Consider the following 26,157-nt stretch of genomic DNA (forward strand, 5'->3'; position numbering starts at 1 on the left):
GTTTCGCCGGAGAGAAGAGACACCGCTTGCGGTTCGGCCAGACCAAAGGGGCAGCGCTCGCGGTCTGGCCAAGGACAGGTGCGGCATCGCGAGCCCTTTCGCCCGCACTCGGGTGTCCGCAGCGGATGGCCTGGCGCGGCCCCGGGCGGCGACCTGCCGCGACGGACTGCGCTGCAGTCACCGCCACGGCGAACGCCCTACACTGCGCGCCTTCCTCACAGAACATCGACGACGCCCGCCATGGCCGGATCCAGCCTGTTCGCCCTGATCGACGACATCGCCAGCCTGCTGGACGACGTCGCCGCGATGACCAAGCTCGCCACCAAGAAAACCGCCGGCGTGCTGGGCGACGACCTTGCGCTCAACGCCCAGCAGGTGACGGGTGTCAGCGCCGATCGCGAGCTGCCGGTGGTGTGGGCGGTGGCCAAAGGTTCGCTGGTGAACAAGGCGATCCTGGTGCCGGCGGCGCTGGCGATCAGCGCCTTCCTGCCCTGGGCGATCGTGCCGCTGCTGATGCTGGGCGGTGCCTTCCTCTGCTTCGAGGGCGTCGAAAAGCTGGTGCACAAGTGGCTGCATCGCGCCGAGGTCGAGGCCGAACACCAGGCGCGTATCGACGCGGTCGCCAATCCCGAGGTCGATCTGGTGGCCTTCGAGCGCGACAAGATCAAGGGCGCCGTGCGTACCGACTTCGTGCTCTCGGCCGAGATCATCGTGATCGCGCTGGGCACCGTGGCCACCGCCAGCTTCAGCCGCCAGCTCGGCACCCTGGTGGGCATCTCGCTGGTGATGACGATCGGTGTCTATGGCCTGGTCGCCGGCATCGTCAAGCTCGACGACCTCGGCCTGTACCTGACCCGGCGCGCGTCAGCGGCCAAGCAGGCGATCGGCCGCGGCATCCTCGCCGCCGCGCCTTGGCTGATGAAGTTCCTGTCGGTGGCCGGCACCGCGGCGATGTTCCTGGTCGGCGGCGGCATCCTCGTCCACGGCATCGGCCCCCTGCACCACTGGGTACAGGCGACCCTGCCCGCGCTCGGCGGCTTCGCGCTGCCGGCCGAAATGGCCATCAACGCCGGCGTCGGCATCGCCGCAGGATCGGTGCTGGTGGCGCTGTGGATGGGGGTGCAGAAGCTGCGCGGCGGCGCGGCGCACTGAGGCCCGCGCGCCGCGCACTTCCGCCCGCTACCCCTCCGGCGCCTGCATGACATAACCCGCCGTCGCTGCGGCCGGCGGCTCGTCGACGCGCTCGAAGCCGTTGGCGAACACACCAGTCGGCGCACGCATGTCGCGCACCGCCACCGCCGCCGGGCCCGGCGCCGATTCGATGCCCGCGTCGGTCAGCGCGGTGACGCGATACCAGTGGGTGCGGCCCTCGGCGCCGGTGAAGTCGATGAAGGCCGGCACGAAGCTCGAGCCCACCGGCGTCCAGTCCTGCTCGCCGGCGGCGTTGGCGGGATTGGCCCGCCAGATGCGCCAGGCGCTGACGCGAGCGTCGGTCGCCGCCGGCCATTCCAGCAGCACGTGGCGATCGCGCTGGCGCACTTCGACCTCGGGCAGGCCGGGCACTTCGAGCGCGCCGATGTCGGCGCTGCCGACATCGTTGGCACCGTCGGCATCGGCCTGGGTGCCGAGCTGCACGCGCACGAACAGCCGCCGCGTTTCATCGCGACCGAACTGCGCGGGCACGGCCACCTGCAGATCCACCAGCGCCTGACCGCCCGGCCCGAAGGCATTCAGATCCGTGCGGCCGGCGAACTCGCCAACCCCGGGCTCGGCGTCCCAGGCGGCCTCGATCCGCAGCGCCTCGCCGCCGGCCGCGCCCTGCCAGGGCTTGCCGCGGGCGCGCAGGGCCGCCTGCACGCGGATCGTGCCGCCGGGCTGCAGCACGGTATCGACGGGCAGGACGGCTTCCACCGCGAAATCGGGCGCATCGGCCAGGCTGAGCAGCTGCAGGCTGCCCTCGACCGGCGTGCTCTTGAGGGTCGGACGCAGCGGCTCGAAGGCCAGACTCTTTTCGAACGCCGCGACGTTGAACACCGGCGCCGCGCTGACGTCGGCGAGCGCCAGCAGTCCCTGCGTCGCCGGGTTCTGCACCAGCACCGGGTTCATCCACAGCCCGGCGCCATCGCCCAGGGTGAGCAGGGACGTGGGTGCGGCGTCGAAGCGCGGCACCACGCTGACCAGGCTGCCGGTGCCGGCGAGCATGCCGATCGGGTCGCCGGGGGCCGCGCGCAGGCCCTGCGCGTTCGGGCTGAAGCCCAGCCCGCGGAAGGCCAGCTGCACGTCGTCGCCGGCGGTACGCAGCAGGGTCGGCGCTTCGGCGCGCAGGCCGCGGCCGAGCGCATCGGTCTGGCGCTGGCTGGCAAAGCTGCAGCTGTTGCTGCTGCAGGTACCGAGCGCACTCCACAGCTCGGCCTGGTTGCCGATCTGCGCCGCCCCGGCCGGGTGTGCCGTGAACGCCAGCACCGGCCGGCCCTGGGCATCGCTGGTCAGCGCCTGCCAGACCACGCCCTCGGGCGCGCCGCCGACCGGCGCCGGCACGCCGCCGGGCAGCACGCGATACATCAGCTGGCGCGTGGCCTGCGCGGCCAGGCTGCGGCCGCCGGCGCGGGTGAAGCTGACGATCGGCACGCCGTTGGCATAGGTCGCACGCGCGTGCATATCGCTGCCGGCACCGGGCTCGGCGACGCGCGCCGGCGCGGTCCAGGCGCCGTTGCGGAAGAAGGCGTGCCAGACCTCGAAACGGAAGCCGAACAGATCGGCGCCGGCATCGCGCGTCCACACCGCCAGCACTTCGCCGCCGGTCGGGCAGCCGCTGCTGCCGGCGGGACAGGCCGCGAGGCTGACCTGCCCTTCGCCGCCCGCGCCGGGCGCGGTGAGGTTCTGCGCCGCGCCCCAGCTGCCGTTCTGCAGCCGACGGAACGCGAGATGTCGGCTGGCGGTGGCAGCCTGCAGGCTGGCGGCGCGGAAGGCGCTTTCCGACAGCGATGAACGCTCGTAGACCAGCAGCGCCTGGCCGGGCGCGTGGTAGGCCAGCTGCGGTGCGCTGGCGCCGACCGCAGCGCCCAGATCGACCGGCGCCGCGAAACCGCCGCCCTGCCAGGGGCGGAACTGCACCCGGCCCTCGCGCGCCTCGGCCAGCCCCCCCTGGCCCAGCGCATCGAAGGCCGCGCTGACCGGCGCCAGCCGGGTGATGCCCAGCGCTGCCAGCCGCGTCGAGGCCTCGGACTTCACACTGCCCAGGTCCGGGATCTGGCAGCTGTTGTTGGGCTCGCGCTCGTCGATCGGCACTGCCGTGTCGCCGAACTCCACGCACAGCGGGCACAGGCCGACGCTGACGTCGTAGCGCACCTGCATGCGGAAGCGGAAACAGGGCTCGCTCTGCGCAGGGTCGAGCCGGCCGTTCACCACCGTCACCGGCATCGCCACGCCGAAGCTCGGGGTGAAGCCCGCGGTCATGTCGACCAGGCCCAGCACCGCGCTGAAGTTGAAGAAGGCATCGATGGCGCCGCCCACCGAAGGCTGGGTCTTCAGCAGGCTGGCCAGCTGGCCGGTTTCCAGATCCAGCTCGGCCTGCATCTGCACCAGCAGGTCGGCCCAGAAGCGGGCGTCGATACCGAAGGTGGCGGCAGCGATCGGCGGCACGCCCCAGGCGAAGCGGAACACCGGCATCCAACCCGTATCGAGGATGCGCTCAGGCCCGATCGTCTCGCTGTAGGCCAGGCCTGACCGGGTCGCACTGCGCGGCTCGGCCTCGCGATTGACCGTGCGGTTTTCGCTTTCACCGACGCGCACGAAGCTGGTCTGGCCGTTGGCATCGAGACTGCCGCTCAGGCGCTCCTCGCCCTGGCTGCGGTTCTCGAGCGTCGGCATCTCCTGCGGCGGCGTGGCGTTCACCGCCACCGGATCCGGCCGCACGGTCATCTGCAGGTGGGCGCGCGCCGGCGTCCACTGCGCGAGGCTGCGGCTCAGCATGTCTTCCGGCGGCTGCCGCCACCACAGCGGCGGCGGGCGGGTTTCCAGCTTGAAGCGGTACTCGCCGAAGGCACTGGCCGGCGTGCCCTGCACGCGGATGCGGTAGCGATCGACGCCCCAGGGGCTGCGGTGGAAGCCCGGCAGCTTGACCTCGAACTCGGTGTCGCCGGGGCCGGCGCAGGCCTGCGAGGGGCTGACCGGAAAGCTGCCGAGGGTCTGCTCGACCCACTGGTTCTGCGCATTGCGCACCCACTTCGACAGTAAGGCCGACTGCACCACGCCGAACAGCCCCTGATCGAGGGTGAAACGGACCGGCAGGTCACCAGCGATATTCAGGCCCTGCGCATCATTGAACGCGCTGCCCGGGAAGGTGGTGATTGGGCCCCAGGTCGCCAGGCCGGCGGCGTCGACGCTGCGCGGCAGGCCGCCGATGTCGGGATCGAGCGGCAGGCTGATGGTGCCGCTGTAGGGTCGCAGCGTGTAGACCAGCAGCGGGTTGAAACCCAGCGGGTTGGTGCACTCGAAATACTCCAGCGAGTCGCCGCCGCAGAAGGTGCCGCCACCGTGCTGGTAGATGATCGGATACTCGATGCCCTGGGCGATGCCGCCGTCGGCGTTCGCGGTATAGCCCACGGTGAGCCCCGAAGCGCGCAGCAGGATCAGGCTCTCCAGCGGCGCATTGTCACCGGGGCCGGACGTGTTGCCGTCATTCGCCTGCTGGCCGAGGTGCCGGGCCGAGGCGGCCACCAACTCGGTGAAGGTGAGGGTGACGGTGACCTCGCCGTTGGCGTCGGTCTCGCCGCGCCAGAGCGTGACCGGGCACTGGCCGAGGATGCGCGCGTAGAGGGCGGGTGCGGTCTGCTGCAGGATCGGCCCGAGCTGGGCCAGATTGTTCAGCGCCATGCCGGGGTTGGAGGCCGCCACCGGCCGCGTGCCCTTCGGCTCGAGCCCTGCCAACGCGCGTCCCGGCTCACGCGGCAGGATGCTGCCGACGTTGCCATCGATGGTGACGATGCCGCCCTGGATCGGCTGGCCGTCGGGCGTGCGCAGACGCACCCGGAACTGCACCGGATCGCCCTCGGCCGGCAAGTTGACGCTGCCGGCGGGCAGGCTGAAGGGCCCGCGGCTCGGGCTGCGCGGCGAGGGCGGATCGGGCTCGGTGAACACGATGTCGGTCTGGCCCTGGCCGCTGGCCGGCAGCTGCAGCGGCAGGCCACTCCAGATCGAGCGCACCCAGCCACGGATGGCGAAGCTGCCGTCGGCAGCGACCACGCCGCGACCGTCATCGAGCGGTAGCACGCGACCATCCGGCAGGCGCAGGTTCAGCCGCGCGCGCAGGCCGGCAGGGCTGCCCTGGCGCAGCTCCAGACGGCCGCTGACGGTGAAGGCCTCGCCGATACGCAGATTCGCGGGCAGGCCGGCCAGGTTCAGCACCCGCGCCGGCGCGCTGAAGCCCGCGGCCAGCACGCGCACGCTGCCATCGCCGGCGGCGATCACCTGCGCACCTTCGAGCTGCTCGACGCGCAGGCTGGCGTTGCCACCGGTCGGCGTCGCCGCCGGCAGGCGCAGATCGACCGCCGCCGTGGCCGCACCGCCGTCGAGCAGCTCGGGGCCGAACACGCGCTGGCCGTTGATGCGGACCTGGGTCGGCGCCGGGCGCAGGCCGCTCAGGGCAAGCCGCAGCGCGTCGCCCGGCCGCAGCGGATCGGGGGTCGCAGTGAGGCCGAGCGGCGCGCCCACGGTCAGCGCGCGGCTGAACACCTGGGCGCCATTGCTGTTGTCATCGAGGGTGAGCGTGTAGCTGCCCGGGGCGATCGCACCCAACGCCAGCGAAGCGCGGACGCTGCCGTCGGTGCCGGTGTTCAGCGCGCCCGACTGCAGCAGCACCGCACCGGCGGTGCGCAGGCGGAAGCGGTAGCTGCCGGCCGCCGGCGGCACCGCCGCCAGGCTGAGCGTGGACTGCGGCGTCGGCAGCGCCGGCGTCACCGCGATCTGCGCCCAGGCCGGGATGGCCAGCAGCGCCAGCACGAGAGTCAGCAGGCTCCGCGCGGCGCGGCAGGCGGCTAAGCGTGGAAGGAGAACATGCATGGTCGTCGCTCCGGGCCCCCATGGCCGCTCCCCTGCAGGAATGCGGCCAGAGGACGAAAGCGAACGCTGACGCCCACACCAACACCAACACCAACACCCAATAGGGTGGGCCCTGGCCCACCATGAACTCGAACCACACCCTGCCCGCCCATCCGCGCAGGCCCCTGCGAATCGAGGCGAGAGGCCTGTCCACCCACGCAGATGCCGACGTATTCCAGGCCACGGTGGGCCAGGGCCCACCCTAGGCGGGATTCGAATCGCCAATCGCCGATGCTGGGGCCGACGCCTCAGCTGTGCTGGCCATGCGGGCGATCGCGCGGTTCAACTTCATGCGTACGCCGTCGGCGCTCTCGCCGAGCTCGGTCGCGATCTCGGCGAAGCTCATGCCGAACTCGAAGCGCATCAGCACCAGCGCGCGGTGGGCGGGTTCCAGCCGCTGCAGCGACTGTTCATAGGCCAGCCAATCGTCGGGATCAACCTCGGCCGCCGGCAACGTGGCCGAGGCCGCGACATCGTCCTCGCCGCCCGGACCGAGCACCGGCGAAGCCCCCTGCCGGCGCAGGGTTTCACGCAGGGCATTGATCAGCACCGTGCGCAGGTAGGCGAAGAAATCGCCGGGCGACTCGGTGCGGATCTGCGGCAGGCGCTCAAGCACCCGCAGCCAGGTGATCTGCAGCAGGTCGGCGGTGTCCTGCTGATGCCGCAGGAGCTGCGGCACGCGGCCGCGGGCGAAGCGCTGCAGCAGCGGCCCGACCCGCGCCACCAGGGCCGCACGCGCCGCCGCGTCACCGTCGCGGATGCGGTGCAGCAGAAACGCAGTGGTGTGGCCGGAACTGCTCGATTCACCCATGGCCGGGCGGAGCCTGCGCGTGAGGACCGCCACACTGTGCGCAGTTGCCGGCCCTGAATCAATCGCCCGGGGACGGCGGCCGCGCCGCCGCCCCACACAGGTTGGCGTGGGACAAAGAGCCCCCCGCCGCCAAGGCTCAGGGCGCGGCCTCGAAGCCGTTGGCGAACACCCGGTTGGTGCCCGCCTGGTAGCCACCCCCGGCACTGCCACCGCGGACCAGGCGGAGGAAGCGCGGCATCGCTTCGGACTTGAGCGCGAAGCCAGCGCGCCCGGAGCCGAAGTCGAAGTACCAGACCGCCACGGCGTTCTGGTGCACCGTGGTCGAGGTCCAGTGCAGGCCCTGCGCCGGCGCGTTCGGAAACACCTGCTCGTTGATCGCCGGAGTGCGCCGGCAGGCCTCGTGCAGGCTGGCCAGCTCCTTCAAGTTGGGCATGCGCCAGTCGCTGTGCCCGGCAAAGCCGGGCGCGCCGTCGCCATCCGCATTCGAGTCGCCCAGATTGATCGCGCGCACCAGCTGCAGCGCATCGCGCCACTGGGTCAGGTTCTGCGCCGTGCCGCTGCAGCTCGCACCGCTCCAAGCCTGGCCCAGCGAGCAGCGCATCCACTGCAGGCCGCTGGGCCGGTGCACGGCGGTGCCGTCGTTCTGGAGCTCGAAGTCCGCCGTGGGCGTGGACGCCGCGACCTGCGCGTTGAAGCAGCTCTGCGCGCTGACCGGGCCGACGGCCGACAGCGCCCACAGCACGGCGAGGAGCGCAGGCGTTCGCGTGCAGATGTCCCAGGGCCGACCGCGCGATCCCGCGGCTGCAATGCCGGCACTCATGGCGCGCTCCTCACCAGCCGCACCGAGGCGGCCAGGGTCTTGCTGGTGCCGTCGACCGGGGTGCCGTACTCGAAGTACAGGCTCCAGGCCTGGTCGCTGAAGGCCGCCGGCGTACCCGTCCAGGTGACGTTCGGCACCGGGTTCTGCGGGTTGCCGAAGTCGCCGGTCACGTCGGGAAACATCGCGGTGTCGATCGCCGGCCAGCGCGTGCCGTAGTGGACGATCGATTCCAGCTCGCGCCGGGTCGGCATGCGCCAGTCGCTGCTGCCGCAGAGGCCGACGGCATTGACCGCTTCGACATAGCCCGCGCTGTCGCAGAACAGGCCGCCCGGGTTGCTGTCGGCGTCGTACCTGTCGAAGCACTCGCCGCGATTGCTGCCGCCGGGATCGCCGCCGTTGCTGGCATTGGCGCTGCCGTCCGGCCGCTGCGCGCTGCTGTACCAGCTGTAGGTCCAGCGGCGGTCGCGAAGTGCAGGCACCGGCGTATGCGTCCTCACCTCCCAATCCAGCCCGGTGACGTGGTCACGCACGCAGGACCAGCGCGTGCCGGCGGCCTCGCTGCCGGCATCGAAGCCCTGCGTATCGCTCGCCCAGGCCTGGTCCTGCACCGGCAGCGGCTGGCCGTCCGCACCGAGCTTGCTGAAGTCGAAGCCGGCAGCGCCGCGGCCCTGCTTGGCGAGGGCGCCTTCTTCGAAAGCGATGTCGCGGCCGTGGCGCGCGTCCTGGCCGGGGAAGTCCGGCGGATCGGGCAGCGGCGAGACCGCCGTGGCGGTATAGGTCAGACGCTGGCCGGTGTCGTTCAACCGGCCGGTCTGGGCCAGCACGGACGCGGCCGGCAGGCTCGCCAGCAGGGCGAGCGGAATGCAGCGGAGTATCGGCATGGGGGCGACCTCGATCCGGCGATGGACGGATCGAGGAATGCGGCAGGACGAGCGAAGCGAACGCGGCGCCGCTCAGCCGCTGGCGCGCGCCGGACCGATCAGATCCCAGCGGTTGCCGTACAGATCCTCGAACACCACCACCTGGCCGTAGGCCTCGCTGCGCGGCGCGCCATCGAAGCGCGCGCCGGCAGCGGCCAAGCGCGCGCAGTCGGCGTCGAAGTCGGTGCTGCGCAGAAACAGCCAGACCCGCCCCCCGCCCTGTCGGCCGATGTGCGCGGCCTGCGCCTCGGTGGCGGCGCGCGCCAGCAAGACCTGCATCGACCCCGGCACGCCGACCACCACCCAGCGCTTCTCCGGCGAGAGCGGCGTGTCTTCGAGCAGGCTCCAACCCAGCGCCCGGGTGTACCAGGCGATGGCCTCGTCGTAGTCGCGGACCAGCAGGGCGAACTGGAACAGCTGTGGGGGCGTGGGCATGGGTGTGCTCGTCAAAGGAGGCTGTGAAGTGTGCCTGCCGACAATGACGAGGATCAGAGTGTTGTCCTGCGTCCTAGGACATGGAAAACTCCGCCCATGCCCGGAATCAAGAGTCAAGACATCATCCTGCTGCTCAAGCTGGTGAGCTTGGAGCGACAGCTTGGCCAAGCCCGCGTGGCCGAACTCAGAGCGCCCGCAGAGTGGATGGGCTGGACACCAGCCTCCGAAGAAGCCGGCGCAGCTGATCTCGATAACGAAGCCGACCTCTACGCCGTACGCAGCCTGGAGTTCAGCACCGGTATCAGCAAGTCCGAGGTCAGCGGCGGCCTGCGCCGCAGCCGCAGCGTCGGCCTGCTGCGCACCGATCGCCGCAGCGGTCGCCCCCAGGTGAACACCCAGGGCCTGCTGGAGTTGATCCAGTACGGACTGAAGTACTTCTTTCCTGCTGAGCCCGGCCCACTCGTGCGCGGCATTCCCACGGCGCATGCGGCTCCGGTGCTGGCGGGCCGGCTGATAGCAGCCGGTGAAGACATCTACGTCTGGCCCGATGCCCAAGGCCTGCGTCAAGGACAGGGCATCGCCCCGCTACACCGCTGCGTGCCGATCGCGGTGCGACGGGATGCCTGGCTGTATGGCTGCCTTGCCTTGGTGGATTCGATTCGCATCGGGCGAGCTCGTGAATCCATCGTCGCCGCGAAACTCCTGCAAAGCCATTTGGGGATAAAGCCATGAGCGGCTTCGCGCTGATGCATGAGGAGATGATCGGAAGAGTTGTCGAAGCCCTGGGCGAGGAGCTTCGTGCGCAAGTCGCATTCGTCGGCGGCTGCGCCACAGGCTTTCTGCTGACCGACCCGATCGTACGCAACGCCGTCCGCTCGACCGAGGATGTCGACGTGATCGTGCATGCCGTGGGTGCTGGGCCTTGGTACCTTTTGCAGGAGCAGTTGCAGAAGCGCGGCTTTCGACCTGCCGAAGATGAAGTGATCTGTCGGACTCGTCTTCGAGACGGCAAAACGCCAGAGCTCCTGGTCGACTTCATGCCAGACACACCCGACAACATCCTCGGCTTCAGCAACTACTGGTATCCGGACGCGCTGAGAACGGCGACATCTTTCAAACTTCCGAACGGGCTCGAAGCGCGCATCGTCACCGCGCCATACTTCCTCGGCACAAAGCTTGAAGCATTCAAGGGGCGCGGTCGCCGCTCGCCTCTCGGCAATATGGATGTCCTCGACATCCTGCTTGTTGTCGATGGCAGGCAAGAACTCATTGGCGAAGTTCTGGATGCTCCAGTTCGTCTCCGGGAGTACATCGGCACCGAAATTGCGGCTCTGCTTGAACTCCCGATGTTCGACTATGCGGTGCAGAACACGGCAGAGAGCCCAGACCGCGAAGACCTGATCTTCGATCGCCTCGAACGCCTGGCTGCGCTGCGAGGCACCTGAGGCTCGGACCGACCGCCAGCGCACGACGCCCGATCGCGCCGGCCCGCCTCCGCCGATCGCCCCTGTTTTCAATCTCACCCCGCGAGCCTAGGGCTGCACTGCGCCCGGGAAAGGCGGCGAAACCCCATGGCATCGAGCCGACTTCGGCGCTTGCGCAAAGCCTCCCGGGCTTGTCCGCCCTGCGGCGGCATGCGCCTCGCCGCGGCCGGCTTCAACGATTCCCGATGGCCAATTCCCCATTCCCGGCGGCCTTCACACCTCCGCGCTTGCCGCCTCGCCGGTTACCACATAAATTTGTGCTCATGTCACTCACCGACCGCCAGCAAGCCATCCTCGATTTCCTGAGCGCCCGCCTCGCCCAGGACGGTTCGCCGCCGAGCCTGGCAGAGATCGCCGAGGCCTTTGGCTTCAGGCAGGCGCGCTCGGCGCAGGATCACCTGCGCGCACTCGAGGCCAAGGGGCTGATCGAGCTGAAGCCCGGCAAGGCCCGCGGCATCCGCCTGCTGATGCCGACGCCCGAGGCCGGGCTGCCCCTGGTCGGCCGGGTCGCGGCGGGGCGGCCGATCCTGGCCGATGCGCACATCGAGCGGCATGTCGCGGTCGACCCCGGGCTGTTCCGCCCGCGCGCGCACTTCCTGCTGCGCGTGCAGGGCGATTCGATGGTCGATGCGGCCATCCTCGACGGTGATCTGATCGCCGTGCATCGCACCCCCGAAGCCCGCGACGGCCAGATCGTGGTCGCGCGCATCGAGGATGAGATCACCGTCAAACGCCTGCGCCAGCGCGAGGGCCGCCTGCAGCTGCTGTCGGAAAACCCGGCCTATGCGCCCATCGATATCGATGCAGCCTCCGGTGACAGCTTCGCCATCGAGGGCCTGTTCGTCGGCGTGCTGCGGCTGGGCAGCGGGAGCACGCCATGAGCGCCGAAAGCGCCACGCCGCTGGCCCAGCTGCTCACCGATCCGCGCCTGTGGCGCGCCGGCAGCGCGCGCAGCCAGCGCGCGGCCGAATCGACGGGCCTCACCGAACTCGACAGCTTCCTGCCCACCGCCGGCTGGCCGCAGTCGAGCCTGAGCGAGGTGCTGTTCGCCGCGGATGGTCAGGGCGAACTGAGCCTGGTGCTGCCCCTGCTGGCGCGCCTGAGCAACGGGCGCGGCCGCCTGGTGCTGGTGGCGCCGCCGTATCGCCCGTATGCGCCCGCCTTGGTCCAATGCGGGATCGAGCTGGATGCGCTGGTGGTGGTGCAGGCGCCGCCCAAGCAGGCCCTGTGGGCGGCCGAGCAGTGCCTGCGCGCCGGCTGCTGCGCAGCCGTGCTGTGCTGGCCGGATGCAGGCCGCGACGCCGACGAGCGCAGCCTGCGCCGGCTGCAGCTGGCGGCCGAAGCCGGCCACAGCCTGGGTCTCGCCTTCAGGCCGCTGCGTGCGGCCGCGCAGACCTCGCCGGCGGCGCTGCGCCTGAGCCTTGATGCCGACGGCGAGCTGCGCGTGCTGAAGGCCCGCGGTGCCAACCCGCCCGCGCGCAGCCTGCGCTGGCGGCAGCGCGCGCCCAGAGCCCTGAACGCGCCCGAGCCGTCGTCAGCGCCACGGGCAGCCTGCGTCGTCGAGGCGAAGGGCCTTTGCGAGGCCTATCGCGGGCCGCAGCCTGGCCTGTCGTCTGTTCTGCCCCTGCACTGAGCGCCGATGAAAGCGCCGCCCGCCGACTGCAGCCGCCGCTGGACACCCGTCGCAGCAAGGCGCTGCCCAAGGCCTGCGCGCCTCGCCACGAACGCCACGCGGCCCCTTCGCTACGGCGTCCAGTTCTGTCACGCGCTCTGATGCCGGCCCGCCATGTCGACTTCCACGCCACCGCCCCTGTGGGCCGCCGTGCATCTGCCGCAGCTGGCGCTGGACGCCGTGCTGCGCCAGCAGTCCGAGCCTGAGGCGCCGCTGGCGCTGATCGAAGGCCCGGCGCAGCGTCGCCGCGTGCTCGATGCCAACCGCGCTGCACGCAGCAGCGGCGTGCAGCGGGGCCACGCACTGGCGGCCGCACGCGCGCTCTGCGCCGAGCTGCGCGTGCTCGAACACCGCCCGCAGGACGCGCAACGCCTGCTGGAGCTGCTGGCGGCCTGGGCCTACCGCTACAGCTCGATGGTCTGCCTGCCGCAGGCCGATACCGTGGTGCTGGAGGTGGGCCGCAGCTTCGGCCTGTTCGGGCAGTGGCCGGCCTTCGAGCGCCGTCTGCGCGCCGATCTCACCGCACTCGGCGTGCAGCACCGCATCGCCGCCGCGCCCACCATCAGCGGCGCCAGCCTGCTGGCCGCGTATCGCGATGGCCTGGCGGTGGATCGACCCGACCCGCTGAAGCACGCGCTCGACCCGCTGCCGGTCGAAGCCCTGCCGCTGTCCGGGCGCGAAGCCGACAGCCTGCGCGGCATGGGCCTGCGCACACTGCGACAGGTCTTCGCCCTGCCACGCGCGGGGCTGGCGCGACGCTTCGGCCCCGAGCTGCTGGGGCGTATCGATCGTCTGCTCGGCCATGCGCCCGACCCGCAGGACCTGTATCGCCCGCCCGAACGCTTCGCTGCCCGCGTCGAATTCAGCTACGAGATCGAACACTTCACGCCGCTGCTGTTCCCCCTGCGCCGGCTGTGCAGCGACCTCGCCGAGTTCCTCACCGCCCGCGACGGCGGCGTGCAGCGCTTCGTGCTCGCCCTGGAGCACGAGGGCAGGCCCGCGACCACGCTGGAGATCGGCCTGCTCACGCCCGAGCGCGAGGCGACGCGCCTGTTCGAACTCGCCCGCGGCCGGCTCGAGCGCCTGCCACTGCCCAAGGCCGCACTGGCCCTGCGCCTGGAGGCCGACGAGCTGCCGCCTTTCATTCCGGCGCGCAACGATCTGTTCGACACCGCGCCCGGCCAGACCGAACCCTGGGAAGGCCTGCGCGAACGCCTGCGCGCCCGGCTGGGCGAAGACGCCCTGCAGCAGCTGATGCTGACCGGCGACCCGCGGCCCGAGCGCGCCCAGCAGTGGGTGGCCACGCGCAAGCAGCGCGACCCGGCCCAGCGCCCGGTGCCGCGCCCGCCCTGGCTGCTGCCCGAACCACGCCCGCTGCGCGAGGCGGTCGCCGCCGTGCTGGCCGGGCCCGAACGCATCGAAGCCGGCTGGTGGGATGAGGCCGACCAGCGCCGCGACTACTACCTCATCGAAACCCGCAGCGGCCAGCGCGCCTGGGCCTTCCGGCCGGCGGGCGATGCGGCGACTCCGAACGGATGGATGTTGCAGGGATGGTTTGCTTGAGGGCGGGGAATCGGGAATGGAGAATCGTTTGAAGCCGATGGTGTGGAGGCAGCGCGCTTGCGCGGCGTTGTCGTGCGAGACGCAGAACGCAGGAGCGCCGTGCGCGAGGGCCGGGAGGGATTCGGGATTCGTTTGAAGCCGGTGGCTTGAGGATCGACGGGCACGCCGGGTGCAACGCATCAGAGCGGGTTTCATAGGGTGGGCCCTGGCCCACCATGCGCTCGATGCTCGCCCCGGTCCTGGAAATCAGTGCGCTTGATTGACGGGATGCGCGGTCAGGATCCGGATTGGTGGCAACAGTGCGGCGCGGGAACGTGCTGCGGAGGCATGTGGGCCAGGCTTGATCGGGGCGAGTGCGGAGCTTTCGGTGGGCCAGGGCCCACCCTATGCCTGCGGCTTGCGGCTTGCGGCTTGCGGTTGCTGTTGCTCCGGCTCTTGCGGGCAGGAGCCCGCGCTCTTGAACGGGGCCCCTGGGAAGCGGCGGGAGTTCGTGGATTCGCCCGCAGGGGCGCCGGCAGGGAGGCCGGCGATGTTCGTGACAGGCCAGGGAGGGCCTGTCCACGAACACCCACGGACTCACGCGAACCCTTCGCGCACGGATGCGCGAAGGGCGCGGACGAGGGGTGGCCTTTCTTTGGCCTACCTTTCTTGACTCCGGGCATCCTGCCCTCCGCCCCTCCGGGGCCGCCTTCGGCGTTCGCGCCGCTCCTGCGGCGCAGTGGCCACGCAAAGAAAGGTAGGTCGGACAGCCCGCAGGGCTGACCGAAAGCTCTTGCTCTTGCTCTTCGCTTCCAGCGGCAAACGCCAGCGGCAGCGGCAGCGGCAGCGGCAAGCGGCAAGCGGCAAGCGGCAAGCGGCAAGCGGCAAGCGGCAAGCGATGAGAAACACACAAAGCACGAGCCAAGGCTTCCCGCTCGGCCAGGTTCAGGGCGCCCGCTCCGCCCGGCCCCTCCCCAGCCTGCCTTCGCTTCGCTCGGGCTCCAGGGCTCATCGGCTGCCACCGGCAGCCGATCAGCGACCCGAACCGCTTCCCCAAGGGAGAGGGGCTCCTATCGGCTCTTCGCTCGATCTCTCGGATTTATGGCAGCCACCGACAACCTCGTTCCCCTGCCCCGCACACCCAGCCGCGACAGCACCCGCGGCGAAGCGCCTCCGCGCCCGAGCCCCAAGCGCCCCCGCAGCACCACCCCGCCCTACGCCGAACTGCACTGCCTCTCCAACTTCAGCTTCGGCCGCGGCGCGTCCAGCGCAATGGAGCTGTTCGAGCGCGCGCGGGCGCAGGGCTACAGCGCGCTGGCGATCACCGACGAGTGCTCGCTGGCCGGCATCGTGCGCGCCTACGAGGCGGCGAAAGCCACTGACCTCAAGCTCATCGTCGGCGCCGAATTCAGCACGCGGGACCGAGCCTTCAAATGCGTGCTGCTGGTCGAGGACAGCAGCGGCTACACCGCGCTGTGCGAGCTGATCACCCGCGCGCGCCGGCGCTCGGAAAAAGGCGAGTACCGCTTCGAGCGCGCCGACCTCGAACCGGCGCCGCCGGGCCTGCTGCTGCTGTGGATTCCGCAGGCGCTGGCCGAGGCTGAACTCGTCGCCCAGGGCCAGGCCCTGGCCCAGCAGTGGCGCGATCGCTGCTGGCTGGCGGTCGAACTGCATCGCGGTCCGGACGATGAAGCACACAAGCGGCAGCGGCTCGATCTCGCCGCGCGCTGCGGCCTGCCGGCGGTCGCCTGCGGTGACGCGCACATGCACATCCGCGCGCGGCGACCGCTGCAGGACTGCCTGACTGCGCTGCGCCACCGGCTGAGCGTGGTCCAGGCCCGCGGTCTGCTGTTCCCCAACGGCGAACGCCATCTGCGCACGCGGCGAGCCCTGCTCGCGATCTACGGTGATGGGTTGATGGCGGAAACGCTCGCCATCGCGGAGCGCTGCTGCTTCAGTCTCGGCGAGATCCGCTACCGCTACCCGCGCGAGGTGGTGCCCGAGGGCCATACGCCGGACAGCTGGCTGCGGGCGCTGACCGAACAGGGCGCGCGCTGGCGCTGGCCACAGGGCGTGCCGGACACAGTGCAGGCACAGATCGAGAAGGAGCTCGCGATCATCGCCGAGCTCGACTACGCGGCCTACTTCCTGACCGTGCACGACATCGTCCGCTTCGCGCGTGAGCGCGGCATCCTCTGCCAGGGTCGCGGCTCGGCGGCGAACTCGGCGGTCTGCTTCGCGCTGGGTGTGACCGAGGTCGACCCCGCCCACAGCCAGCTGCTGTTCGAGCGCTTTCTGTCGAAGGAGCGCAACGAGCCGCCCGACATCGACATCGACTTCGAGCACCAGCGCCGCGAGGAGGTCATCCAGTACCTGTACACGCGCTACGGCCGCGAGCGCGCGGCGCTGGCGGCCACCGTGATCTGCTACCGCAGCCGCAGCGCCCTGCGCGATGCCGCGCGCGCTTTGGGCCTGTCAGCCGACCAGCTGGAGCAGCTCAGCGCGGCCTCGGCGCGCGGGCAGAGTGCCGTGCCGATCGAGGAGCGCCTGGCCGAGCGCGGCTTCGACCTCGACAGCCCGGTGGTGCGCCGGCTGCTGCAGATCGCGAGTGAGCTGAAGGGGTTTCCGCGCCATCTCTCGCAGCACGTCGGCGGCTTCGTGATCTCGGACGCGCCGCTGTCGACCCTGGTGCCGGTCGAGAACGCGGCCATGCCCGAGCGCACCATCATCCAGTGGGACAAGGACGACCTCGATACGCTCGGCCTGCTCAAGGTCGACTGCCTGGCGCTGGGCATGCTGAGCTGCGTGCGGCGCTGCCTCGACCTGCTGCGCGAGGCGCGCGGCATCGAACTCACGCCGGCCACCATTCCGGCGGAGGATGCCGCCACCTACGCAATGATCCAGCGTGCCGATACCGTCGGCGTGTTCCAGATCGAATCGCGCGCGCAGATGGCCATGCTGCCGCGGCTGAAGCCCCGCACCTTCTACGACCTGGTGATCGAGGTCGCGATCGTGCGGCCCGGGCCGATCCAGGGCCGCATGGTGCATCCCTACCTGCGACGTCGGCAGGGCCTCGAGCCCGTCACCTATCCCTCGGCCGATCTGAAACAGGTGTTCGAGCGCACGCTAGGCGTGCCGCTGTTCCAGGAGCAGGTGATGCAGCTGGCCATCGTCGCCGCCGGCTACACGCCCGGCGAGGCCGACGAGCTGCGCCGCTCGATGGCGGCCTGGAAGCGCCGCGGCGGGCTGGAGCACCATCGCGCGCGCATCCTCGAAGGCATGGCCGCGCGCGGCTATCCGCCCGAGTTCGCGGAACAGGTGTTCGAGCAGATCAAGGGCTTCGGCAGCTACGGCTTTCCGGAATCGCACGCCGCCAGCTTTGCCCTGATCACCTACGTCAGCTGCTGGCTCAAGTGCCACCACCCGGATGCCTTCGCCTGCGCCCTGCTCAACGCCCAGCCGCTGGGCTTCTACTCGACCGCGCAGATCGTGGCGGACGCCCGCCGCCACGGCGTGCGCGTGCATCCGGTGGACGTGCGCTACAGCGCCTTCGATTCGCACCTCGAGGCCGGCGGCGCGACCGCACGCGGGCCGATCCGGCTCGGCCTGCGCGAGGTGCGCGGGCTGAAATCCGAGGCGGCACAGCGCATTGTCCTGGCGCGTGCGCAGAGGGACTTCCGCGATGTCGAGGATCTCGCCCATCGCGCCCAGCTCGACCGCGGTGATCTCGGCCTCCTGGCCGAGGCCGGCGCGCTGCGCGGGCTGGCGGGACACAGGCACCGCGCGCGCTGGGCGGTGGCCGGGGTCGAGACCCCCCTGCCCCTGTTCGAGGACCTGCCCACACCCGAGGTGCAGGTCAGCCTGCCGCCGCCGAGTGCCGCCGAAAACCTGCTGGCCGACTACGCGCGTACAGGTCTGTCGCTGGGGCCGCATCCGCTGGCCCTGCTGCGGCCGCAGTTGAATGCGCTGCGCTGCAAGCGCTCGCGCGAGCTGGCGCAGATGCGCAACCGCAGCCATGTGCGCTACGCCGGCCTGGTCAGCCTGCGCCAGCAGCCCAGCACCGCCAGCGGCGTCACCTTCGTCACCCTCGAAGACGAGGACGGCATGGTCAATCTGGTGGTCTGGCAGCGGGTGGCGATCCGCGATCGCCGCGCCCTGCTGGAATCGCGCCTGCTGCTGGTGGAAGGCCACCTCGAATCTGCCGACGGCGTGCGTCACCTGATCGCAGGTCGATTGACCGACGTCAGCAACCTGCTGGGCGCGCTGGATGCGCGCTCGCGGGATTTCCATTGAACCGAAGGGCGGGCAGACAGGCCAGAACGCAGAAGGGGCCGGCAGTGCCGGCCCCTTCTGATCCACGTGCCTGAAGTCTGCGAAGACTCCGCCGAGCCTCAGCGCGGAATCTTGACCGTCCAGCCGGCGGTCCAGTTGTCGCGCGGGCCGGCGAAGGCGCCGCGGTAGTTGGCGGGGCGGAAGAAACCGTCGCTCAGCGCCTGACCGTTGCCGAGCAGCGGCGAGTTCGCCGCGGGCAGGAAGCCGGTGATCGCGGCATCGCCGGTCGCCGTGTTGCCGGCGCCGGTGCCGAACCAGGTCGCCACCGAGTAGGGATCGCTCGAGCTCGAACCGAACTGGGCGCTGCCGCAGCTGCCGATGTGGCTGTGGGTGAAGGTCAGCTGCTCACCCTGCGCCGAGGCCGAGCCCAGGGCGAAGGTGCCGGCATCGTCCAGATTCAGGCAGGACTCGCGGTAACCCTGGATCAGCACGTTGGCGTAGTTGCCGCCGGAACCGCGGCGAATGCGGGCGCCGTCGCGGCTCACTTCGGGGTTACCGATGAGCGTCAGGTTCGACACCATCGGCCGGGTGCGCGGCTGCTTGTCGTTGTTGCTGCTGTCGTTGTCGGACTCGATGCCGTTCGAATCGTTGTTCTGGTCCGGGTTGCTGCCCTGGAAGCCAAGCGCGAACTGGATCTTGCCGTTGTAGCCCTGGTCGAAGTCGAAGCAGTCGTCGCCCATGTTGGAGCACACCAGGTAGCGGCCGTTGACGCTGCCGCCGAAGAACTCGAAGCCGTCGTCGAGGCCGCTGTCGACCTGCACGTTCTCGAGCACGGTGCCGCTGCCGACGCCCAGCAGGGTCAGGGCGTTCAGCTCGTTGTCCGGAGCGATCTGCTGGCCGGCCCACAGGATGCGCACGTAGCGCAGGGCGCCGGAGTTGTCGTCAAGCACCGGAGTGGCGTTGCCGTATTCGATGTCGGGCACCGCCTCGAACTGGCAGCGCTGCTGGGCGGTGCCGTCGTTGCAGATCGAGCGACCGGCGATGACGATGCCGGCCCACGAACCGGGGACTTCCTGCGGGCCGGTGAAGGTGATCGGCTGTTCCTTGGTGCCCTCGGCCCAGATCTGGCCGCCGTTGACCACCGAAATGAAGTTGGGGCTGCTGTTGTCGGTCGAGCCAATCACGGTGACGCCGGGAGCGATCACCAGATCTCCGCCGTTGGCGACGTTGACACGCCCACGCACGATGTAGTTCTTGCCGGCCGGCAGGAACAGGCGTCCGGTGATCTCGTTCGGCAGCTGGCAGGCATTGCCCACCGCGGTGGTGCCTTCCGGGCAGCTCGCGACGGGCTCATTGCACTGTCCGGAGGTCAGCTTCTTCAGGCCCAGCGAGGGCTCGAAGACGAAGTTGGCCGGGGTCAGGTTCGAGCCGGCCGCCGGCGTGATGTCCATGGTGATGCCGTCGCAGCTGAAACCCAGCGTGGCCGTACCCAAGGTCGCCGGGGTCGGGCTGCCGCGCTCACTGAAGCGGCCGCCCGTGTAGCGGAGCACAGGAACATTGGTGTAGTCGTTCTGGCCTTCTACCAGCTGCGTGGACACGATCGACCAGACCTGCGAGCCGTCGTTGGCGTAGGTGAAGAAGGCGCCGAAGAAGATCTTCTGGTCAGGCAGCACGTCGACCAGCAGGCCCTTGTTGTCGTCGCCGGCGACGTTGGTCCACGCGCCATCGAAAGCTTCGGTCACGATGGTGGCAGAAGCCGGGCCGGCCAGGGCCAGCGCGCACGAGGTCGCGAGCAGGGTCTTGCGGATGGAAAACATGGGGGAGCTCCGTAAGGGGAAATCGCGCCGACGGTGCCGACGGGAGCTCGCACACTAAGAAGCTTTTGTTTCAGTCAGCCTGCGTACGCATGACCGTTTGGTGACAGCGGTCCGCGAGGCCGACGCAGACACGCCAGGGCGGAAAGGTCGTGGGCCGCGTTTGCGGCCACCCGGCGCGAAAGCGCGGAGCCCAGCCAGCCCTGCACGCAGGCACGCGACACCGCATGCCTGCGCGGCCAGCAGGCTCGGCGCCTGCGGACCGGTCCGCTCACGCGCGACGGCGGCTTCCGACGTTCAGAACTTCCACTCGACCGAGAAGGCCGCCTCACGCCCCTTGCGGTAGCGGTTGGTCGGCTGGTCGCCCTGCAGGAACTCGACGTCCGGATCGAGCAGGTTGCGCAGGCGCAGCTTGAGCTTCCAGCCCTCCCAGGGCAGCGCCTGCGAGAGGGTGAAGTCGAGCTGGCCGAAGGGCTGTTCATAGATGTCGGGCAGGCCACTGTCGCCGACCCGCGAAATGCGTTCGCCCGAGACGTTGTACAGCAGGGTCGCCTCGGTTCCACCGTCCGGCTTCTGGTAGGACAGGCTGAAGTTCACCACGTAGGGCGACTGGCCCTGCAGCGGACGCAGGGCGTTGGTCTGGGTGCCCTGCTGATCGCCAAGATCGATCTCGGAGTCGATCCATGCGTAGTTGGCGCCGATGTACACATCCGCCAGCGGCAGTCCGCGCAGGAAAGCCGGCAGCCAATCGATGCGCTCCACGAAATCCAGCGACTTGTAGAGGTCGAACTCGACGCCGCGATTGACCGCCTCGCGGGCGTTGCGCAGGCCCAGCAGCTGATCCGAGGCCGGCACCTGCACCAGCTCGATCGGGTTTACGAAGTCCTTCTGGAACAGGGCGACCGAGAAGCTTTCGGACGGCGAGAAGTAGTACTCCCAGCGCAGGTCGAGGCTCTCGATCTGCGCCTGCTGCAGCTGCGGATTGCCCTGCACGCGCACGTCAAGCAGCGGGTCGACGAAGTCGGCGGGCGACAGCTCGCGGAAGTCCGGGCGCGACACCGTTTCGCTGTAGGCCAGACGCAGCTGGGCCTTGTCCGAGTAAGCCCAGGTCAGGGCGCCGGCAGGCAGAAGATCGTCGGCCTCGACACGGCCGACAACCGGCGCCGCATTCGGATTGAAGGGCGGCTGATTCACGACCTCCTGGACATTGCGCTCCTCGCGCGCGCCCAGGTTGAGGCGCCAGTCCTTCCAGCCCAGATCGACGCCGAGGAAGGCCGAGTCGAGCGTCTGCGCCGCGGTGTAGGCGTCAGCAGACTGTGTGGTTTCACTGAGCCTGAGACCGTCCGGGCGGATCTGCTCGGGCGTAAACACGGTTTCAAGATCGGTGATGTTGATCCCTCTTCTGCCGAGGAAGACAAAGCGGCGGATGAAGGAATCGCGCTCGCGCTCCAGCCGGCCGGCGCCGCCGAACACCGCCAGCTCCCAGTGTTCGCCGAACTGCAGCGGCAGGCGGAAGTCGATCCGCGCCTCCTCGGCGTCATCGATCAGCCCCTCGAAGCGACTCACCAGGCTGCCGTCCCACTCGTAGCGTTCATCCTGCGAGTCGAGTTGGAAGCGGTAGCTGCGCCGCGCCGGAGAAACGCGCTGCGCCCGCGAATTGGTGTACTGCCAGTTCAGCAGCAGGTTGGAGAAGCCGGTGATGACGTGCTCGCCAGTGAGCTGGCGAGTGGTCAGCTCGTTCTCGACCCACTCAAGCTCGAAGTTCTGCTCGTCGTTGCCGGAGCCACCGATGCCCTCGCTGATCTGCGCCTGATCGGTGGTCTGGCGGACCTGGAAGGCCGTGCCGGTCACCGCATGATGCTCGCCAATCTTGAGGCCGGTGCTGAAGAACAGGCCAGCGTCGATGGCACGCTCGGTGCGCTCGAGATCGAAATCCGACAGCGGCACCAGCTGACCGTTGCCCAGCACGCTGTAGGTCGCCCTCTGTTCCTCGCGCGAATCCCAGTTCTGGCTGTAGCGGGTCGAAAGGATGTAGCCCAGGCTCCACGCATTGTCGGCGAAGGGCAGGTCATCGCCCACCGAGAACGAGAAGCCGGTATTCGGGCCCACCTGCTTCGGACGGATGTTGAAACCCTGGGCGGCGATGGCTTCGCCATAGGCCTCGAGCTGCTGTGGATCGGTGGGCAGGCGACCATCGAGCAGGCCGGCCGGCGCCTCGCGCGCACCGTCGTCAAAGCCCGTCCAGTCACGGCCACCACCGGTGTAGCGCAGACCGTCATCGCCGGTGGTGCCATCCGCCCATCCCACCGTTCCCGACGCGCGCAACAAGAAGCTCTCCGGCACGCCGCGGGTGCGCAGCTGGATGGTGCCGCCACCGAACTCACCGGGCATGTCGGCGGTATAGGTCTTCTGCACGACGATGCCGTTGAGGATCTCGGTCGGAAACAGGTCCAGCGGCACGACGCGACGAGTGGGATCGGGGCTGGGCACCTGGGCGCCATTGATCACCACCGACGAATAGCGCTCACCCAAGCCACGCACATAGACGAACTTGCCGTCGACCAGGGTCAGGCCGGTCACGCGCTTCAAGGCGCCGGCGGCGTCCGAGTCGCCCGCGCGCGAGATCTGTTCGGCGCCTAGGATGTCGGTCACCGCCGAGCTGGTGCGGCGCTCTTCGACGAAGCTCGCCAGCGAGCCTTCGATGAAGGGCTCCAGCACCACGAACTCGGGCAGCTCGACGCCGGCCGGGGTCAGCTCGATGGCCTGCTCGGTGGTCTGCTCGCTGGCGATGCTCACGCCCTCGAAGCTGCGCGAGGCGAAGCTCGGCGCCAGCACCGAGATCGCATAGGTGCCGGGCGGCACCTCGGCGCTGAAGCGGCCTTCCGCGTCGCTGACCAGATCGATGGGTGTGCCGGACACATAGACGCGCGCGCCGGCCACCGGCTTGCCGTCTTCGCTGTTGAAGACGCGGCCGCTCAAGGTTCCCGGCGGCCCCAGCTCGGGCTTGGCCTCGGCGGCCGCGGCGGCACCGGCGTTGGTGCTCTCGATGAACACGCTGGGCGCGGCATCGGGGTAGAGCGTGGCGATGATCTGTGCGTCCTCGTCCTCGACCAGGTTCAGTTGGAGGCTGAGCACTTCGGCGCCGCCACGCAGCACGCGCAAGGTGCGCGCGCCCGGCTCGATCCTGAGGTTCAGGGCGCCGTCGCTGCTGGTGCGTCCGCGCGCTGCGGCGTCGATCTGCACTTCGGCATCGGCCACCGGCCGGCCTTCGTCGAACAGGTAGAGCGACAGCTCGGCGGGCTCGGCCGCGCCCGCCGTGGTGGTGACGAGGGCGGCGATGGCGAGAGCAAGCAGGCGGCGCTTCATGGCGTGGCGTTCCAGGGATCGTGGTGCCCGCGCCGCGCGCAGGCAGGGTGCATCAGGCGCAGGCCCAGGGCGTATCGGCGCATTCCTGCATCAGCCGGCGCAGCTCGGTGGCGCGACGGAACAGCTCGGGCCGGGTCAGCACCTGCAGATGGCCCTCGACGCGCTCGAACTGGCCCAGGCGGTACCAGGCGTAGGCCAGCGCGTAGCGCAGGTCTTCGTCGTCCCACAGGCCGGCGCGACGCAGGGCACCTTCGAGCGCGGTGACCTCGGCGTACTTGCGGGCCGCGATCAGCAGGCCGACGCGCTGCTTCAGCTTGCGCTCGCCGTCCTCGACGCGCGCATTCAAGTTGAGCGCGCGCGCGGTCTGGCCGGCTCGCCGATACAGCTCGGCGGCTTCGACCAGCAGCTCGGGCTCGCGCTCGGCCTGCGCGGCCATCACTTCGGCCGCGGCCAGCGGCTTGCCGCTCTCCAGCCAGGTCTGCGCCAGCGCGCGTGCGATCGCGCCGTTGTCGGGAAACTTGAGCCGCGCAGCTTCGAGAAAGCGCAGGGCCTCCTCGAAGGACTTGCTGCGGCGGAGCGCGGTGCCGATCGCGGCGTAGTCCTCGGCCTTGGGCTCGCCGCGATTCAGGTAATCGCGGCCCAGCTCGGCGGCCTCGGCGTACAGACCGGCCTCGACCAGGTAGAACACCTGCCGGCGCTGGAAGCCCAGGTTCCCGGGAAACCGATCACCCGCCTCGCTGAGCGTGTCCAGTGCCGCCTGGCGCTGGCCCTGCATCCACTGCGCGTGCGCGCGCAGCAGCCAGGCGCCGCTGATGCCGTTGACGGTTTCACCGGCCTCGTCCAAGGCCTGCACCGCCTGTTCGTAGCGCTCCAGACCGAAGTAGGCCTGGGCGCGGTAGAGGTGGATCATGGGCTCGGCCTGGCCGGCGCCGACCGCGGCGTCGAAAGCCTCGGCGGCGGTTTCGAGCTGCTGCTGCTCCAGCGCGATCAGGCCACGCACGGTGTGGTACTTGGCGAGGTCGATGCCCTCGACGCTGAGATCCACGCGGGCCAACGCCTCGGCGGCGCGTGCGGCCTCGCCGTCGCGCATCAGCAGCGCGGCCAGTTCGACGTAGTCGACTTCGTCGCTGCTCGTGTCCTGCGCGATCGCAGTGAGCGACAGCGCCAGCAGCAGCGCGAGTACAGGCAGGTGACTCATGACAGGTTGAACCTCACGCGCTGGGTGGCCCACACGCGCACGTTCTCGCCGCGATAGGTGGCCGGCTCGAACTTCCAGGTCTGCACGCCGGCCACGGCAACGTCGTCGAAGACGCCGGCAGGCTGCGCTTCCAGCACCTTGACGCGCTCGACCTGGCCGGTCGGGCCGATCAGCACGCTGAGCAGCACGTAGCCGGTCACGCCCTGCGCGCGGGCGCGCGGCGGATAGGTCATCGGCGTCTGCAGGATCGGCCGCGGCGCGACGTCCACCGTGTCGTCGGTCATCACCACATCGCCGCTGTCACCGAGGATGTCGTTGCCGAGACCCAGCTCGTTGGCGTCGAAGCCGGGCAAGCCGAAATTCAGGCCGGACAGGCCGCTGTCGAGGCCGACGATGGGTGCGGGCGCGCTGCGCTGCGGCGGGCGCTTGGGCGGTTCGGGTCGGCGTACCGGCTCGGCGGCGGGCGGCTTTTCGCGCTTGACCACCTCGATCGAGCTGAACGCGCTGCCGTCTTCCCCCTCCGGCTTCTGGAAGGGGCGATTCATGAACAGCACCAGGCCCAGCACCAGAGCGGTGCCCAGCGCAGACGCGCCCAGCCCCGCCAAGCGTGGATCGCGGAGCTTCATCAGCCTTCCCCAGCTTCAGCAACCGTGGCGACGCCAACATCCTCGGCGCCTGCAAGCCGCGCGGCGTCGACGACGCGGATCAGCTTCTCGGCCGGCACCTGGTCGTCGGTGATGACCAGCACCGATTTCTGGGTCATGCCTTTCAGCTGGTCGCGCACCCGCGACTGGATGACCCATTCGCGCACCGGTTCGCCGTCGAGGTAGGTCTCGCCCTGGCGGTCGATGTACAGACGCACCGCCTTGGTCGAGGCCACCGTCTGCGTCTGCGCGGCCGGACGGTTGATGTCCAGCTTCATGTCCTTGACGAAGGTCGTCGAGACCATGAAGAAGATCAGCAGGATGAAGGTCATGTCGATCATCGGGGTGAGATCGACGGCGGCTTCGGGGGACTTGCTCTGACGACGACGCAACATGAGCGGACAGCCTTAGGCGGTAGCCGGCGCAGCCGGCACGTGGCGGTGGTCGGCTTCGGGGTCGAAGCGGCTGATCAGCAGATCCTTGATCTGCGCGAGGTCGAGCTCCAGCTGCTGCTGGCGCCGGTCGAGGAAGAACTTGACGATGACCCCGGGCACGGCGACCACGAGGCCCATCTGGGTGGTGAACAGGGCCGTCGAGATGCCGGCGGCGATACCGCCACCCTGCGAGAACAGGCTCATGTCGCCCAGTGAGCGGAAAGTCTCGATCATGCCCGCGACGGTGCCGAGCAGACCCAGAAGCGGGGCGATCGAAACGACGGCCGTGATCACCGTGGCGTGCTGCTTCAGCTGGCCGTCGAAATCGCCGAAGGCTTCGTCGAGGTAGCGTCGCAGGTTGCTGCGCGGCTGCGCGCAGACCTGCATGCCGCGAACGATGGCCTGATCGACGATACCGTCCGGCGCCTTGGCGCGGCCGTCGGCGTAGCGCTTGATCAGCACCCGGACATTCTTGCGGCTGCCGCGCTGCAGCAGGGCCCAGCGCGCGCCGATGGCGTACCACAGCACCACCGCACAGACGACCAGCACCGGCATCACGAATCCGCCGGAGCCGATGTAGGCGCCGATCGATTCGAGGAGGCTGCTGTCGGGGTCGAGTCCCAGGGCCATGGCGGTCGTTCGTCCG

17 protein-coding genes and 1 pseudogene are annotated in these 26,157 nt (G+C 70.0%); 7 read left to right on the forward strand and 11 right to left on the reverse strand.

Features of this window, described 5'->3' with window-relative positions; translation table 11 throughout:
* The first annotated feature begins 240 nt into the window (after positions 1-240).
* Complete coding sequence (locus BLP83_RS11170; protein ID WP_091242654.1) at positions 241-1,152, forward strand: DUF808 domain-containing protein; 912 nt, start codon at positions 241-243, stop codon at positions 1,150-1,152.
* A gap of 27 nt (positions 1,153-1,179) precedes the next feature.
* On the opposite strand, the gene BLP83_RS11175 is transcribed toward BLP83_RS11170, so the two are convergent.
* The 5 genes from BLP83_RS11175 to BLP83_RS11195 all read right to left on the reverse strand — a co-directional run bounded on the left by BLP83_RS11175 (position 1,180) and on the right by BLP83_RS11195 (position 9,085).
* The gene (locus BLP83_RS11175) at positions 1,180-6,060 is read right to left on the reverse strand and encodes a hypothetical protein (RefSeq protein ID WP_143006656.1); all 4,881 of its coding nucleotides are present in this window, start codon (positions 6,058-6,060) and stop codon (positions 1,180-1,182) included.
* 241 nt (positions 6,061-6,301) lie between these two features.
* On the reverse strand, positions 6,302-6,910 hold the full coding sequence (locus tag BLP83_RS11180) for an RNA polymerase sigma factor (RefSeq protein WP_091242659.1): 609 nt from the start codon (positions 6,908-6,910) through the stop codon (positions 6,302-6,304).
* A gap of 136 nt (positions 6,911-7,046) precedes the next feature.
* Entirely contained in the window at positions 7,047-7,730 is a 684-nt protein-coding gene (locus BLP83_RS11185) for an Lcl C-terminal domain-containing protein (protein WP_091242661.1), read from the reverse strand.
* Positions 7,727-8,611 carry an Lcl C-terminal domain-containing protein gene (locus BLP83_RS11190; RefSeq protein WP_091242664.1) on the reverse strand — a complete coding sequence of 295 codons (885 nt, stop codon included), beginning with the start codon at positions 8,609-8,611 and terminating at the stop codon, positions 7,727-7,729. The genes BLP83_RS11185 and BLP83_RS11190 overlap by 4 nt, the downstream gene beginning before the upstream one ends.
* 72 nt (positions 8,612-8,683) lie before the next feature.
* Positions 8,684-9,085: a VOC family protein gene (locus BLP83_RS11195; RefSeq protein WP_091242665.1), complete on the reverse strand. Its 402-nt coding sequence runs from the start codon at positions 9,083-9,085 to the stop codon at positions 8,684-8,686.
* A 30-nt stretch (positions 9,086-9,115) separates the two neighbouring features.
* On the opposite strand from BLP83_RS11195, the gene BLP83_RS11200 reads away from it, so the two are divergent.
* The 6 genes and pseudogenes from BLP83_RS11200 to BLP83_RS11225 all read left to right on the forward strand — a co-directional run bounded on the left by BLP83_RS11200 (position 9,116) and on the right by BLP83_RS11225 (position 18,076).
* A complete protein-coding gene (locus tag BLP83_RS11200; RefSeq protein ID WP_245680025.1) occupies positions 9,116-9,817 on the forward strand; it encodes a transcriptional regulator in 702 nt (233 codons plus the stop codon).
* Positions 9,814-10,530, forward strand: coding sequence for a hypothetical protein (locus BLP83_RS11205; RefSeq protein ID WP_091242667.1), 717 nt, complete (start codon positions 9,814-9,816; stop codon positions 10,528-10,530). Before BLP83_RS11200 ends, BLP83_RS11205 begins: the two co-directional genes overlap by 4 nt.
* Positions 10,531-10,832: 302 nt before the next feature.
* Entirely contained in the window at positions 10,833-11,450 is a 618-nt protein-coding gene (gene lexA / locus BLP83_RS11210; RefSeq protein ID WP_091242670.1) for a transcriptional repressor LexA, read from the forward strand.
* Positions 11,447-12,058: pseudogene (gene imuA, locus BLP83_RS11215) on the forward strand (translesion DNA synthesis-associated protein ImuA); the annotation flags it as partial. The gene lexA and the pseudogene imuA, both read left to right, overlap by 4 nt.
* 297 nt (positions 12,059-12,355) lie before the next feature.
* The gene (locus tag BLP83_RS11220; protein ID WP_091242673.1) at positions 12,356-13,804 is read left to right on the forward strand and encodes a Y-family DNA polymerase; all 1,449 of its coding nucleotides are present in this window, start codon (positions 12,356-12,358) and stop codon (positions 13,802-13,804) included.
* A gap of 1,080 nt (positions 13,805-14,884) precedes the next feature.
* On the forward strand, positions 14,885-18,076 hold the full coding sequence (locus BLP83_RS11225) for an error-prone DNA polymerase (protein WP_091242674.1): 3,192 nt from the start codon (positions 14,885-14,887) through the stop codon (positions 18,074-18,076).
* Positions 18,077-18,174: 98 nt separating this feature from the next.
* On the opposite strand, the gene BLP83_RS11230 is transcribed toward BLP83_RS11225, so the two are convergent.
* From BLP83_RS11230 to BLP83_RS11255, 6 genes are all read right to left on the reverse strand, one after another.
* Positions 18,175-19,872, reverse strand: coding sequence for a hypothetical protein (locus BLP83_RS11230; protein ID WP_091242677.1), 1,698 nt, complete (start codon positions 19,870-19,872; stop codon positions 18,175-18,177).
* A gap of 294 nt (positions 19,873-20,166) precedes the next feature.
* Positions 20,167-23,235 carry a TonB-dependent receptor gene (locus BLP83_RS11235; RefSeq protein WP_091242679.1) on the reverse strand — a complete coding sequence of 1,023 codons (3,069 nt, stop codon included), beginning with the start codon at positions 23,233-23,235 and terminating at the stop codon, positions 20,167-20,169.
* Between the two features lie 52 nt (positions 23,236-23,287).
* The gene (locus BLP83_RS11240) at positions 23,288-24,433 is read right to left on the reverse strand and encodes a tetratricopeptide repeat protein (protein ID WP_091242681.1); all 1,146 of its coding nucleotides are present in this window, start codon (positions 24,431-24,433) and stop codon (positions 23,288-23,290) included.
* Positions 24,430-25,059 carry an energy transducer TonB gene (locus BLP83_RS11245; RefSeq protein ID WP_091242683.1) on the reverse strand — a complete coding sequence of 210 codons (630 nt, stop codon included), beginning with the start codon at positions 25,057-25,059 and terminating at the stop codon, positions 24,430-24,432. Before BLP83_RS11245 ends, BLP83_RS11240 begins: the two co-directional genes overlap by 4 nt.
* Positions 25,059-25,472 (reverse strand): ExbD/TolR family protein, encoded by a 414-nt coding sequence (locus BLP83_RS11250; RefSeq protein ID WP_091242685.1) that lies wholly within the window; start codon positions 25,470-25,472, stop codon positions 25,059-25,061. Before BLP83_RS11250 ends, BLP83_RS11245 begins: the two co-directional genes overlap by 1 nt.
* A 12-nt stretch (positions 25,473-25,484) precedes the next feature.
* Complete coding sequence (locus BLP83_RS11255) at positions 25,485-26,141, reverse strand: MotA/TolQ/ExbB proton channel family protein (protein ID WP_091242688.1); 657 nt, start codon at positions 26,139-26,141, stop codon at positions 25,485-25,487.
* Between the last annotated feature and the right edge of the window lie 16 nt (positions 26,142-26,157).

The organism is Aquimonas voraii (assembly GCF_900101825.1).
Taxonomy (GTDB): domain Bacteria; phylum Pseudomonadota; class Gammaproteobacteria; order Xanthomonadales; family Xanthomonadaceae; genus Aquimonas; species Aquimonas voraii.